The sequence below is a fragment of the Candidatus Uabimicrobium amorphum genome (assembly GCF_009002475.1).
Taxonomy (GTDB): Bacteria; Planctomycetota; Uabimicrobiia; order Uabimicrobiales; family Uabimicrobiaceae; genus Uabimicrobium; species Uabimicrobium amorphum.
Genome location: NZ_AP019860.1, coordinates 5,222,501 through 5,235,458, shown reverse-complemented (window position 1 = coordinate 5,235,458; position 12,958 = coordinate 5,222,501). Strand labels below are relative to the sequence as shown.

Annotated in this window: 11 protein-coding genes and 2 rRNA genes (1 of these 13 only partly in view); 3 read left to right on the top strand and 10 right to left on the bottom strand. The window is 38.7% G+C overall.

Annotation, left to right across the window (positions count from 1 at the left end; all coding sequences use genetic code 11):
• Nucleotide 1: 1 nt before the first annotated feature.
• The 4 genes from UABAM_RS18980 to UABAM_RS18965 all read right to left on the bottom strand — a co-directional run bounded on the left by UABAM_RS18980 (nt 2) and on the right by UABAM_RS18965 (nt 4,571).
• Complete coding sequence (locus UABAM_RS18980) at nt 2–550, bottom strand: hypothetical protein (protein ID WP_151969578.1); 549 nt, start codon at nt 548–550, stop codon at nt 2–4.
• A gap of 7 nt (nt 551–557) precedes the next feature.
• Nucleotides 558–2,420, bottom strand: coding sequence for a hypothetical protein (locus UABAM_RS18975; protein WP_151969577.1), 1,863 nt, complete (start codon nt 2,418–2,420; stop codon nt 558–560).
• 19 nt (nt 2,421–2,439) lie between these two features.
• The gene (locus UABAM_RS18970; protein WP_173013419.1) at nt 2,440–3,336 is read right to left on the bottom strand and encodes a class I SAM-dependent methyltransferase; all 897 of its coding nucleotides are present in this window, start codon (nt 3,334–3,336) and stop codon (nt 2,440–2,442) included.
• Between the two features lie 125 nt (nt 3,337–3,461).
• Nucleotides 3,462–4,571: a hypothetical protein gene (locus tag UABAM_RS18965; protein WP_151969575.1), complete on the bottom strand. Its 1,110-nt coding sequence runs from the start codon at nt 4,569–4,571 to the stop codon at nt 3,462–3,464.
• Between the two features lie 224 nt (nt 4,572–4,795).
• Here UABAM_RS18965 and UABAM_RS18960 point away from each other — a divergent pair, with 224 nt between their 5' ends.
• Nucleotides 4,796–5,242, top strand: coding sequence for a DoxX family protein (locus UABAM_RS18960; protein ID WP_151969574.1), 447 nt, complete (start codon nt 4,796–4,798; stop codon nt 5,240–5,242).
• A gap of 58 nt (nt 5,243–5,300) precedes the next feature.
• Here UABAM_RS18960 and UABAM_RS18955 read toward each other — a convergent pair whose 3' ends face one another.
• From UABAM_RS18955 to UABAM_RS18940, 4 genes are all read right to left on the bottom strand, one after another.
• The gene (locus tag UABAM_RS18955; protein ID WP_151969573.1) at nt 5,301–6,542 is read right to left on the bottom strand and encodes an SGNH/GDSL hydrolase family protein; all 1,242 of its coding nucleotides are present in this window, start codon (nt 6,540–6,542) and stop codon (nt 5,301–5,303) included.
• A 25-nt stretch (nt 6,543–6,567) separates the two neighbouring features.
• A complete protein-coding gene (locus UABAM_RS18950) occupies nt 6,568–7,560 on the bottom strand; it encodes a leucine-rich repeat domain-containing protein (protein ID WP_151969572.1) in 993 nt (330 codons plus the stop codon).
• 296 nt (nt 7,561–7,856) lie between these two features.
• Nucleotides 7,857–8,696 carry a formylglycine-generating enzyme family protein gene (locus tag UABAM_RS18945; RefSeq protein ID WP_229759277.1) on the bottom strand — a complete coding sequence of 280 codons (840 nt, stop codon included), beginning with the start codon at nt 8,694–8,696 and terminating at the stop codon, nt 7,857–7,859.
• A gap of 83 nt (nt 8,697–8,779) precedes the next feature.
• Entirely contained in the window at nt 8,780–9,622 is an 843-nt protein-coding gene (locus UABAM_RS18940) for a formylglycine-generating enzyme family protein (protein WP_229759276.1), read from the bottom strand.
• A gap of 551 nt (nt 9,623–10,173) precedes the next feature.
• Between UABAM_RS18940 and UABAM_RS18935 the strand changes: the two genes are divergently transcribed.
• Both UABAM_RS18935 and UABAM_RS18930 read left to right on the top strand, forming a co-directional pair.
• Nucleotides 10,174–10,512, top strand: a complete 339-nt coding sequence (locus tag UABAM_RS18935) for a PadR family transcriptional regulator (protein WP_151969571.1) — start codon at nt 10,174–10,176, stop codon at nt 10,510–10,512.
• Nucleotides 10,505–11,062, top strand: a complete 558-nt coding sequence (locus UABAM_RS18930) for a S24/S26 family peptidase (protein WP_151969570.1) — start codon at nt 10,505–10,507, stop codon at nt 11,060–11,062. Before UABAM_RS18935 ends, UABAM_RS18930 begins: the two co-directional genes overlap by 8 nt.
• A gap of 365 nt (nt 11,063–11,427) precedes the next feature.
• Here the strand turns inward: UABAM_RS18930 and rrf are convergent.
• Nucleotides 11,428–11,537 (bottom strand): 5S ribosomal RNA (rrf, locus tag UABAM_RS18925).
• Nucleotides 11,538–11,631: 94 nt separating this feature from the next.
• Nucleotides 11,632–12,958: ribosomal RNA gene (locus UABAM_RS18920) — 23S ribosomal RNA — on the bottom strand (it continues 1,707 nt past the right edge of the window).

Sequence of the window (12,958 nt, the reverse complement as noted above, 5' to 3'; positions counted from 1 at the left end):
CCTAACTATTTTCCGTAAATTGCAATGATTGAGGGTAGGTCAAACGATGCGCAAACCCCAAAGAGTTCAACAATTTTTTCTGAAACAAAATAGCACTTGTCCCCAAAGACCATATAGAAATAAGACGCCAGTCACTTGTGGACGACACAAACGTAAACCAACCAATGATAAAAATCCACGCCTTCATCATTGTCAACGGACCAAAAGATGCCACAGTGACAAAGCTGCGCAACTCAGAATTTGGTATTGCATACAACAAAAACGTGCATAGTACAATACTCGCATAGGTGACAAATAACTGTATCGGCATCATGCTAACAGCAAGAAACGACTCCCATAATATATCCGCATCCGTGGAATTCCACCATAACGTCCACGAATACACTGCGACAACTGCCAAAAGAACATGTCCCACAGCGATAGAATGAAGAATCGACTTATAATAGTATTTGCGTTTATAAATTAGCGGATTACGCCCCGCAGCATCGCATATTCCAATGAGAATAAAATTCAAAAAGCATAAGCTATAAATAATCATGATGTGTATCATAGATTTCCTACTTAATATCAGTATATTTCGCGGTGCGTTTTTCCAGTAAACGATAGAAGTATTTCACAGCTTCGATCCTTTCAAACAGTGAAGGACAACTGAAATATAATTCAAACATCGTTTTATCAATGGCCTCATGGAAACGTTGTTGTTTTTCGAGTTTTTTCACTTCGGCCAACAGTGACGAATATTTTTCTTTACTTTCTTTTTTCCATTTTAGTGAGTCTTTTACATACTCATCAAAAGATTGGTAATAAAAATAAAGCTTCGCATTTTTTTGTTCTGCCACCGCCTCTTTATATAGTTCCTCGTATCTGTTTTTTATTTGTTGTGCATATGGAGTACTTTGCATTTTCAGATACAATTCACCTATGCCATTCAACGCTCCTCTGTAACGTTTTTCTTTTATCCAAAAATTGTCATGGAGCATTTTATGCACAATTAAATCATCCAGCGTCTCAAACTTATCGTAACCAAATCGTTTTTTACTGCTTTCGTCCATCTTTTCCCAAAATTCATCGTAAATTTTGCGATATTCTTTCTTTTCCAAAAACTCCCAAAGATATGATTCTTCAAAAACTTTCTTATACTCACCATTGACAAAATGTTGCTGTGAATTTTCAATCGTTTTTTCAACAGTTAGGTCGCGAAAATATTCAAAATAAAACCTTGGTAAGTTGTGGTCTTCCACACATGTCCAACCTTTAAGTAGATGCTGATCAATCTTATTCTCAACAGAAAACACATAATTGCTGTATTTTATCTCTAACTGCTGAAGCAATGTAAGAGTATCTTTCACGTCAAAAGTTTTCATACGCGGCATAGACTCTCTTATATCACCCATCATTCTTTGTATCGATGTATTAAATTTTTTCTGCAACTCATCGACACTAGCTGCGCTACGAAAGGCAATATCTACGTGCGCGACATAATGATTCTCCACCAAAGGAGATAATGAAACATGAACGTAGTCCATCTTCTGAAAATCAATTTCTTCTTGGGGTATATAAATAAAATCTTTGGTGAACAGCAACGACAATAAATTTTTCCCGAACATTTTTTGCATTTTATCATACAAATCCTCATTGCATTGTTGCTTCTTGCCCTCCAGCATTTCAATGGTTTCTTTCACCTGCTCCGTAGGGCAAATCGCAACAACACCCGATTTGGTAATAATGGCCCCTTTTAGTGGCGCGTAATCACCTTCGCTGTAATAAACGTTCCAATCGTCACTTCGCCTTTCTTGTCGGCAATTTTGCAACATTACATGGCTAAACCAACGTGAATCTTCGCTAGTGATGCTTCCATAGAGAACTATCAAAAAACGCGATGCATCTAAGTCTTTCAGATTCTCGGAAAATGCAAAACCATAATCAAAGTCATTGACAAGTTCCCGCGACATCAAAAAGTTATTTCCTAACAACAAGCGCAAACACGAGTTTAGAACGAGATCATCTTTTTTTACATAAATAGCACACTGAGCCCAAATAGGCGGAGCGAGTAAGAAATGACGTGGGGATACTTCTCCCGTAACAAGTTCATTTTGCTCATTGTATATTATTTTATCCGTGAGATTTGCTTCGTGATCGTATATCGCAACGATAGATTGCTGATCGGCATATGAAATTTTATAGTATGTATAGAGGCGTTTATTTACAAAGTGTTTTATCTTGCCTATTTTTTTGTTGTCAGCAAATTTGACTTTGTAATATGTTCCATAATCCTCCGCATCTTCCTGATCAAATTCATCTCCAAAGTTCACCGCAAATTTTGGTTGAAGTTGTATTTCCAATTTCACGTAGTATTTATAATCATTTGCGTGTAGAAAACCTGCACACAACACACCTAAAAAAAACATCGTAAATCTCATAAGATTTTCCTTAACTGTTTTACAATTTTTTCCATAAATTTCGTGGATTAGGAAGTTTTTGAAGAAATGCTTCGCTGACGCACGGATCGATTCCAATGATAGCATGCATATTGCGAATGACAGGCAGAAGAGGTATCTTGCAACCATAGTGTATTAAGTTGTAGTTAGGCGCTCCTTGTCGTGCTGTTTGTGCTAAAACCTCAATATGATGTGCGCGACGTGCAGAAAGATATCCGTCATATCTAGCCAAAGCACTACGCATGCGCGCCATGTGGAATAACCACGAACCAATAGGAGCCAACCAACTTGGCTGGATATCAAAATGGAAAAATGCCAAAGGTTGGCGCTGTTGTTGCTTGTAGAAGAAATCTTGTAGATGCTGTGCGGCAAAATGGTGAATAACACCCGTGGACATAAAAACAGTGGCCGGTTCCTCCAATGCAAAAGCGTTGCCCACAATAAATTCGCAACTCAAGTTCTCTATGTCACGAATGGCTTTCGCATGGTGAATTAATGAATCGTTGTAGTCTACCCCAACAAGTTGAACATCACTATCCAAAACGTTATTCGCCGCCAACCAACGAATATTATAGCCCAAACCACAACCAACATCGACAATGCGGTAGGGTGGCGCTATTTTTTGTTCACGTAAGGTATCGATAAAAGTACGCAAAACAACAGATATTCGCTCCCCATGCAAAAATTCTTCCCATAGCCTTTGCATTTCACAATGAGCATTGAATAAAATTTTGTCAACAGCTTCATGATTGAGCACACCATCATTATGTGGAATTTTTTTGATGATATTTCGCGGCCAGAATCCGCTCACCTTTGCAAAAGCATCTTCGCGTTTTACCGGTTTTCGTTTTAAAGATCCAGGATCATAGTCAATAATAACATCAGATACTTCCAACACATGTTTATCCTTAAAAGTAGAAATATTACGCAGCATACTGTCGGCAAAATAACTATGTGGTTCGTGAGAAAATGATAGGTCTTAAGATGTGGGCATCAACTTCCCACACCTAAGTGGACAAACAACTACTCTATAATCTTGGTGATGTGTTGTGATAAGTTGGTGATAGAAGCTAGTAGACCTGACATCTTGCTCACCGAACCAAAACCATCTATCGACTTATCTATCTCAGAAAGTTGGTCTACTTTTTCGGTTAATTTTTCCGCTTCTTCCAGCTTTTCTTGTAACTCTTCCAAATCTTCGCGCATTTCATCCAGAGTATCGTCAATTTTTTTGACTTTGTCTTCTGTATCGTCGTGATCCATTTTATCAAAGGGTATACTTTTTCTTTTTTTCTCTACTGCCTCAATCTGTTCTTGTAGCTTTTCCGCTTTTATCTCAATTTCACCAAGACTGCTTCGATATGCGTCTGCTTTCTTCGAAAGACTTTTACGTGCCTTGCTTAGCTCGTCCTCTAATCTTTTCATTTTTCGATCGGACACACCTTTTTCTTTGGCCGCCTTTATCTTTTTTGCAATAGAATTGATCTGAATTAAAACAGCGTACACTTCTGTTGCATTTTTAAAAACATCGCTACCGGCATTTTTCATATTTCCTCCGAGAGATGCCGTTGACGATACCAAGGAGGCATATGCAGCAATATTTGTTCCCCCGCTGGAAAAAATAGCTGCCAGAGACGATGCGATAGCAACAACATTAGAGCTAATGCGAAAAGCCACCTTAAACCGATGCCTCTTATACATACTTTTATTTTTTTGTAAATTTTTCCATTCTTTCTCTAAGGCTCTTTTCACTGCTCTTTGGGCTAAACTGCGATTTTGTTCCCACTTGTCATTTGCTTCATCTTCCAGCTCCGAGACCTCTTTATAACTCAAACGACTAAGAAAGTTTACCTCATCGATTTCTTCATTAAACGCTAACATTTCGCGCTCGATACGATAACGCTCGCTGCGCAATTGCTTTTCACCCGCTTTTTGTAGTTTTTGTAAATCTTTTTTATCCATGCGTCGTGGCAAAGCCATAGAAACGGTAAGTTCGCCATCGGGCTCATGTAAGTATTTAGATTTGCGATCGCAAGTAATCAAATCAAATTTAAAATCATACTTTTGTGCATAGCTATTACTAACACAAATTAGTAAACAAAGTATTGCCAATAAACGTAGGTTTTTCGCCATTGTGCTTTCCTTTATAAGGTATGTTCTAGTTTCGTTTGTGATCTTTAGTCACCATTTTTCCATTATAGCAAGCATTCTTTGTTTTTTCTATAGCAGTAACCAAAGGTTAAAAGCTTATCGCAGAATGATAAAAAACAATTGTGTGTACTATCAGCAAATGCTAATATTCATGGACAAATAAAATAACGAACATCAATTGAAGTTTCTATTATTATGGAGTAACTATGTTAGTTAAATTAATTACTCGCTGGGCACAATTTTTCAATGACAAAACCCAAGCATTGTTTTTAGATATCACGCTACTTATCGCGCGTTTCTCTTTAGGTGGCTTCATGTTGTATGGACATGGCTGGGGAAAATTGATGAACTATGGAGAAAAGGCGAGTACCTTTCCTGATCCTTTAGGGGTGGGTAATTCTCTTAGCATGGCTTTGGCGATCTTTTCAGAAGTATTCTGTTCACTGGCAATTATGTTTGGAGTAGCCACGCGCTTAGCTGTTTTACAGCTAATCTTTACTATGGTTATTGCTGCTTTTGTCGTCCATAGTGGTGACCCATTTGCTGCCAAAGAAAAAGCATTGTTGTATCTTTTTGCATACCTTCCCATATTATTGCTCGGTCCAGGAAGATTATCGATTGATGGTGTCTTGGTAAAAAAGCTATCTAAGTAAACGAATATCAGAATTAGTCGCTGACTAATTCTGATATAGTCACAACGACGTTCAAAAGCTATTCAATCTTTTCGAACAAGTATTCAGATAATATATTGGATATTTTTTGGCACCCTGAATTATTAAAGTGACAGTCATCATAAAAGACACTTTTATTTTTCGGCAAGCTTTTCGCCAAATCCAAACAGTATACTTTTTTTTGATCACATATATCTAACATAACGTTATTATAATCGTCCATCATCTTTGCCAATATTTTAGGCGTGTATGAACCTCGTAGTGTACTTTGCCATAGCATCCCTTGTAAATCTAAAGACATATTTTCATGCCATAGAGTAGGCTGCGTCATAAAAATTAACTTTTTATTTTTTTCGCGACAAATTTGAATGATATCTAATAAATTCTTGCGATATCTTCGCAAAGCTAGATCAAAATCACCGTATATTTCTGTCAAAATTTTCGCATTTTTACGTTTTAAACGCCGATTTTCGATATAATAACCACCTAAATCTTGCGTTGCATAGTTTTGCCGATGTAGCGCCTGAAGTAAATTTACAAGGAAAAGTTTCTTGTAATACAAAACCGCATCACTTTCTTGTTTGGTGCTGCGCTCGTCATAATCGTCACGTAAAAAAGTAGCAAGATCATTAATACCGCACAAGATCACAATCCACTCAAAATTTTTGAGATGTACATAGTTTTTTAAAACTTGTTTGTGAGACACAGTAAACATGGCCGCTTTTCCCGCGTTACCAACATACACATTTTTATCCAATTTTTTACTCAACTCTTTTTGTAAAAGAGCCGTCCATGTTTTAGAGTCGGTAACGGGCAAACATTCTGTGGTACTACCACCAATACATAATATCGAAATATCAACATCACTAAAATTTCGAATCTCGGGACTCCTCAAGTGTAGACTGTTGGTCGTAAATTTTACCACATCATCGACACCGTTAATTTTTTTTGTAACCAACGCTTGCATAGATAAGTTTGGATTGTGTAAGGCAATACTGTGATATCGCAATAGCGGTGAATTTCCAAAAAACACCCTCAGAGAAATCTCTAACAAAATAAGACACACCAAAGTCATATATGTCACAACTAAAAATTTAATCGCATGTTTTTTCAACAAATAAGCAAAGATTCCTGCAGTAACAATATAAACGATCATTAGAAGCAACAACGCTTCATCTAACCTCTGCAAAGTATATCCCCAAGGAATGGAAATAAAAAACAGCAATACGTGTAGAAAAACCGGCAATAATAAAGCCATCAAATATTTTAGTTGTCGCGACATACAAAGAAATCCTAAAACAGTGACATCAAATTCCAAAAAACTCTTTTTCTATGTAAATATGCGGATAATTTTTTTCAAAAGAACGAAAATCGGCCTCATCTATATCTAAATAACTCAGATGCAATGTCTGTAGGTTCTTTAACTTCTTAATTGCATCGGGAATAGTGGTGAACCCATTACCAGAAATGTCTAACTCCACAAGACAATCAAGCATTGCAAAATCATTAGGTAAAATCTTCACCTTATTATGATACATCATCAACCGCGAAAGGCTCCGTAAATTACCGATTTCACACGGTAAAATATCAATATCATTACCAGAGATATTCAATTTGGTAAGATTTTGTAAATTTCCCAGCTCTGCAGGAAGAGAACGAATTTCGTTGTATGAAATATCTAAATAAGATAGATTTATCAAACTTCCAATTGATCTGGGGATTTCTTGTATCTTGTTTTCTCCCATACACAATGATAAAAGATTACACAGTTTTCCTAGTTCCGCTGGGATTTCGGTTAAAGCGTTTTCAAGTAGGTTTAATTCTTGTAAATTTCTTAAATTTCCCAGTTCTGCAGGGAGTATCTGTATTGCATTTGCAAAAAGATCTAAAACCAATAGTTCTTCTAGCTTGCCTATTTCTTTTGGAATATCAACTATTCTATTTTCACCCAGTCTTAAAATTTCCAGTTTATTCAAATGAACTATTTCACTTGGGATAACTTCAATAAGATTTCCCATTAGATTTAATTCCGTTATCGCATCCATCTCAAAAATCCACTGTGGAATATTTCGTAAATTTTTTCGCGATAAATCAACAATCACTTTGTTAGAGAAATTACAATTCTCAAAAGAACAATTTTCCAGCTCCCCCAAGACAACATCACATCGGAAACTACAATGATCAAACGAGCTATTTGCAACATTGTAGTTTTTTTGCTTTAGGTAAAAAACGCAACCTTTGTATTGAACATTATCTTCTACAGAAGATAACTTTTGGCTCTTAATAATTTGCTTGTTCATCCATCCATTCCATAAAATACTTACTTCGCAAAATCCACAAAAGTCTCGGAATAATTCATTTTATAAAAGGCATACTTTTTTATTTTGATTATATCAAAACATACAGCTGAAGATTCTAATTTTTTTATTTGGTAATAATTCAGAGGGAACAAGAAATTTCTTGATAAAAATGGTGTTGGACTCAAATCGGAGTCAAAATGGTGCTAGACTCCATGTCATTCAGTTAAAGTTCTGCAGACACCTTGGGTTTATGTGAAGTCAAAATCGGAAAACAAAGTGCACACTAAGCAGGTATACTATTGTGGATTCAAGCAAAACCGAAAACCAACAAAGTCGAAACAGTCGAAGGAGGCTTCTGTGTGACGACTTCCTGAACGCAAGCTCCCCAACGAATCGTTGTTCCAACTGCCACCGCGTAGGGCTCGTCCGGTGTAAACGATAGGTTCTGTAGAGTTTGTTTCACCATATATATATTCGTCATAGCGGTCGTTGCACCACTCGCTTACATTGCCATGCATCTCGTATAATCCCCAACTATTACAGGGCAACGACTTTACCTTCACTGTTCGATAGCCATCATAGTTTACCTGTTCTTCCGTTACACTCTCTCCAAAACTAAACGCTGTTGTTGTTCCTGCACGACATGCGTATTCCCACTGAGCCTCTGTGGGTAAACTCAGTTCTAACTGTGGTATTTCACCGCTCAATTTTTCCATAAATGAAATACAATCATCCCAACTTACAGACTCCACTGGCTGTTGTTTTCCTTTAAAATAACTAGGATTTTTCCCCATGACTGCCCGCCATAATTCTTGTGTACATGTGGTATCCGCCAGCCAAAAACCCCGGTCGAGTGTTACCTCGTGCTCTTCTGTTTCAGACAATCCCATCGTAAATGTTCCGGGCTCTATCCACCGCAATACTTGGCGTATTTTCTTAAACGTAAATGCCATCCACAACCCATACTCGTCTCTACCCCAATCGTTAAACCAGCCGCGAAATGAACAATTATCAAACTCTGTTCCGTTGAAATCCTCACCATCGATCACATCTTCCAAATAAAAACAACACCCTTTGTATATAGTATTTGCCTCTATCTTTTGTAACGACCTTCCTTTTACTATTTGCTTTTCCATCTCTCTTCCTTATCAAGTGCCGATATAACTTTCTTTTGAGTTTATTCGAACGGAAAACAGTGCCAGACTCAACGATTATTATCCTATTGCGGATTCAAGCAAAACCGAAAACCAACAAAGTCGAAACAGTCGAAGGGAGCTTCACCGTAGCGCACTCCAGAACGTAAGTCCTCCAACGAGTCGTCGTACCAACTGCCACCGCGTAAGGCTCTTTCAATATAAACGATAGGTTCTGTGTCGTCAGTTATACTGTCTCCAGTATATTCGTTATAGATGTCCCTGCACCACTCACTTACATTACCATGCATTTCGTATAACCCCCAACTATTACATGGCAACGATTTTACTTTCACTGGTCGATAACCATCATAATTTACCTGTTCTTCCGCTACACTCTCTCCAAAGCTAAACGCTGTTGTTGTTCCTGCACGACATGCGTATTCCCACTGAGCCTCTGTGGGTAAACTCAGCTCTAACTGTGGTATTTCACCGCTCAATTTTTCCATAAATGAAATACAATCATCCCAACTTACAGACTCCACCGGCTGTTGTTTTCCTTTAAAATAACTAGGATTTTTCCCCATGACTGCCCTCCATAATTCTTGTGTACATGTGGTATCCGCCAGCCAAAAACCACGGTCGAGTGTTACCTCGTGCTCTTCTGTTTCAGACAATCCCATCGTAAATGTTCCGGGATCTATCCACCGCAATACTTGGCGTATTTTCTTGAACGTAAATGCCATCCACAACCCATATTCGTCTCTCCCCCAATCGTTAAACCAACCACGGAATGAACAATTATCAAGCTCTGTTCCATTGAAATCCGCGCCATTGATCACATCTTCCAAATAAAAACTACACCCTTTGTATATGGTATTTGCTTCTATCTTTTGTAACGACTTTCCTTTTACTATTTGCTTTTCCATAATCTACCTTTCTTATCAAATACAGATATAACTTTCTTTTGAATTTATTCGAACTATCCGATTCGAACCGAGTAGCCAAACTCAAGCCGAGTTTAAACTACCACGCAAAGAGTAAAAATACACCCAATTCTGAATATCTTAATTTTTATAGGATACAGAAGAGGAGTCTTAACAAAGTGTTTTTTTATCTGGGGATTTAGATTGTCTCAGAAATACCAAATGGGTATCAGCCCAAAAATGAGTGTCAGACTCGATTCGGTGCCAGACTCGAAAACGGTGTCAGACTCGAAAACGGTGCCAGACTCAAAAAAGATGGGTGTCGTGTCAGACTCAAAACAGTGTCTCACTCTTAATAACAAGAGCTTTCATATTATTGATTCCATAAAATATTTTCCTCCATCTCATTTATTTCAACAAGTATGCTTTTCTTGTTTTGATTATATCAAAACAAGATATTCCTAATTTTTTATTTGACAAAATAATTTAATCCATATACTATGCAATACATAGTATATATTAAATAGTATTTTACACATACCATAAGGTTTTTTATGAAATCAAAATCACAATTTTTAAAAGGATGTATTCGTACATCTGTATTGCAATTACTATCAGAAAAGCCGATGTATGGTTACCAAATTGCAACAGAATTGGCCAAAAGAAGCGAAGATATTTTTTCACTAGGTCAAGGAACTCTCTATCCAATGTTATATTCTCTTGAGAAGAAAAATCTAATAAAGACGTCTCATACGGAGTTTCTTGATAATGGTCGTAAACGTTTGTACTACACAATCACTGAATCAGGTTTTGAGATGCTGGAAGAAAATAAATTAACTTGGTTTGAAGTTGTGCGTGCTATGCAACTCGTTTTGGGAACTAATTATGGATAGTATTGAAAATTATTTAGAAAAAGTGATGACCTCTGCAAATCTTTTTCACAAAGATAGTTGTCGTGTAGAATCAGAACTACGAGATCATCTTCACGAAATTTTTGATTCAAAAAACAAAAGAAATCACAGTAAAGAGGAGGTTTGGAAAATGGTTGAACAAGAATTTGGCGATGCGCAGGCACTTGGACAAGAAATAGCAAAGGCAAAGGGAAAATTTTTGACATATTGTAAGAAGAGTTTTTTGAGCTGGAAATCTTGGGTACTAGGTATAGGTATTGTTTTAATTTTTTTCAGTATGGCATCTTTTTTTTACATAAAAAACGCAAGGCTAGCCCCTATTCTTCAAGAAGACTCTATAGTTCTTGCGTGGCGTTGGGTTTCCGATTATTCACCGGGAGATATTGTTATATATAAAAATGAAGGACAATATCGATATGCTTTGGTAAAAAAAATTGATGGTAAAAAATTGTTACTTTCAAGAGGAGAACAGGAAGAAATCTCTTTAGAAAAAAATGCTATTTGGGGCAAAGTGATTGTGCAAACTAGGTAATCATAGATCCTCATTTTGACATGCAGAAAAAAATAGCAAAATATCTCAACGGTTTTGGAACTCAATTTCATTTCCAAATCAGAATCAGACACCGATTTGGTTCAGACTCCGATTTGGGGTCTGATTCCGAATGAGATATTCCTTAATTAAAAGGAAAAGAATGTAACAAACAATAATTTTGAGTCTGACCTTGCTTTGGAGTCAGAGTCAGACTTAGCAATGGGGTGTCAGGCTCAGAAATGGGTGTCAGACTCAGCAATGGGTGTCAGACTCAGGAACACAGAAACGAAGGAAAGAGTGAAGTGGAATGGGCATAAAAAAAACCCTGACAGCCTTTTGAGCTACCAGGGTTCGTGTTGATTGGAATCCGGCGACGACTTACTCTCTCACCGTGAGGCAATACCATCAGCGTGAAAAGCTTAACGGCCGTGTTCGGGAAGGGAACGGGTGTGACCTTTTCACTATGATCGCCGAATATAATTGATTCCGTATATAATCTATTTCTATATAATATTGCAATCTTGACAAATCAAGAGAGGAGGAAGAAAAGAAAGCAAAGAGGAGTATAGAGAGATAAGTCGAACGGGATATTAGTACTGGTTAGCTGAGTACATTGCTGCACTTACACATCCAGCCTATCAACCTGGTAGTCTTCCAGGACCCTTCAGGGAGATCTCGTCTTGAAGAAGGCTTCGCGCTTATATGCTTTCAGCGCTTATCCTTTCCGAACGTAGCTACCCAGCTATGCCGCTGGCGCGACAACTGGAGCACCATAGGTTCGTCCGCCCCAATCCTCTCGTACTAAGGGCAAACCTTCTCAAATCTCCTACACCCACAGCAGATAGGGACCGACCTGTCTCACGACGGTCTAAACCCAGCTCGCGTACCGCTTTAATTGGCGAACAGCCAAACCCTTGGGACCTTCTTCAGCCCCAGGATGCGATGAGCCGACATCGAGGTGCCAAACCGCCTCGTCGATATGAACTCTTGGAGGCGATAAGCCTGTTATCCCCGGAGTACCTTTTATCTGTTGAGCGATGGCCCTTCCACTCGGGACCACCGGATCACTAAGTCCTGCTTTCACACCTGCTCGACTTATAAGTCTCACAGTCAACTACCCTTCTACCTTTACGCTCTACGCACGATTGCCGACCGTGCTGAGAGTAGCTTTGAACTCCTCCGTTACCTTTTAGGAGGAGACCGCCCCAGCCAAACTGCCCACAAAGCACTGTTCTGGTACCGGATCTACGGACACCAGTTAGAATTCTAGTATAACAAGGGTGGTATTTCACTTGCGGCTCCACAAAGACTTGCGTCTCCACTTCAAAGCCTCCCACCTATCCTACACAAGCTATACCAAAACCCAATACCATGCTGCAGTAAAGGTTCACGGGGTCTTTCCGTCTTGCTGCGGGTAAGCGGCATCTTCACCGCTACTACAGTTTCACCGAGTCCTCTGTTGAGACAGTGCCCAAGTCGTTACGCCATTCGTGCAGGTCGGAACTTACCCGACAAGGAACTTCGCTACCTTAGGACCGTCATAGTTACGGCCGCCGTTAACCGGGGCTTTAGTTCAGAGCTTCGCCGAAGCTAACCCCTCCCTTTAACCTTCCGGCACTGAGCAGGCGTCAGTCTCTATACATCGACTTTAAGTCTTGGCAGAGACCTGTGTTTTTAGTAAACAGTCGCCCGGGCCTTTTCACTGCGCCCCCCAACAGCTCCGGATGTACATCCTTCACCATCAAGGGTACCCCTTCTCCCAAAGTTACGGGGTCAATTTGCCGAGTTCCTTAACAGAGGTTATCTCGAGCGCCTTAGGATTCTCTCCTCACCTACCTGTGTCAGTTTTAGTACGGTCACTTATGCAACTCGCTTTACGAGAATTTTCTTGGAAGC

Bases quoted from the DNA above. Each gene is read 5' to 3' on its own strand.
- UABAM_RS18940 (WP_229759276.1), bottom strand. From the start codon at position 9,622: ATGGAAAAGCAAATAGTAAAAGGAAAGTCGTTACAAAAGATAGAAGCA.
- UABAM_RS18950 (WP_151969572.1), bottom strand. From the start codon at position 7,560: ATGAACAAGCAAATTATTAAGAGCCAAAAGTTATCTTCTGTAGAAGAT.
- UABAM_RS18955 (WP_151969573.1), bottom strand. From the start codon at position 6,542: ATGTCGCGACAACTAAAATATTTGATGGCTTTATTATTGCCGGTTTTT.
- UABAM_RS18945 (WP_229759277.1), bottom strand. From the start codon at position 8,696: ATGGAAAAGCAAATAGTAAAAGGAAGGTCGTTACAAAAGATAGAGGCA.
- UABAM_RS18965 (WP_151969575.1), bottom strand. From the start codon at position 4,571: ATGGCGAAAAACCTACGTTTATTGGCAATACTTTGTTTACTAATTTGT.
- UABAM_RS18960 (WP_151969574.1), top strand. From the start codon at position 4,796: ATGTTAGTTAAATTAATTACTCGCTGGGCACAATTTTTCAATGACAAA.
- UABAM_RS18975 (WP_151969577.1), bottom strand. From the start codon at position 2,420: ATGAGATTTACGATGTTTTTTTTAGGTGTGTTGTGTGCAGGTTTTCTA.
- UABAM_RS18935 (WP_151969571.1), top strand. From the start codon at position 10,174: ATGAAATCAAAATCACAATTTTTAAAAGGATGTATTCGTACATCTGTA.
- UABAM_RS18930 (WP_151969570.1), top strand. From the start codon at position 10,505: ATGGATAGTATTGAAAATTATTTAGAAAAAGTGATGACCTCTGCAAAT.
- UABAM_RS18980 (WP_151969578.1), bottom strand. From the start codon at position 550: ATGATACACATCATGATTATTTATAGCTTATGCTTTTTGAATTTTATT.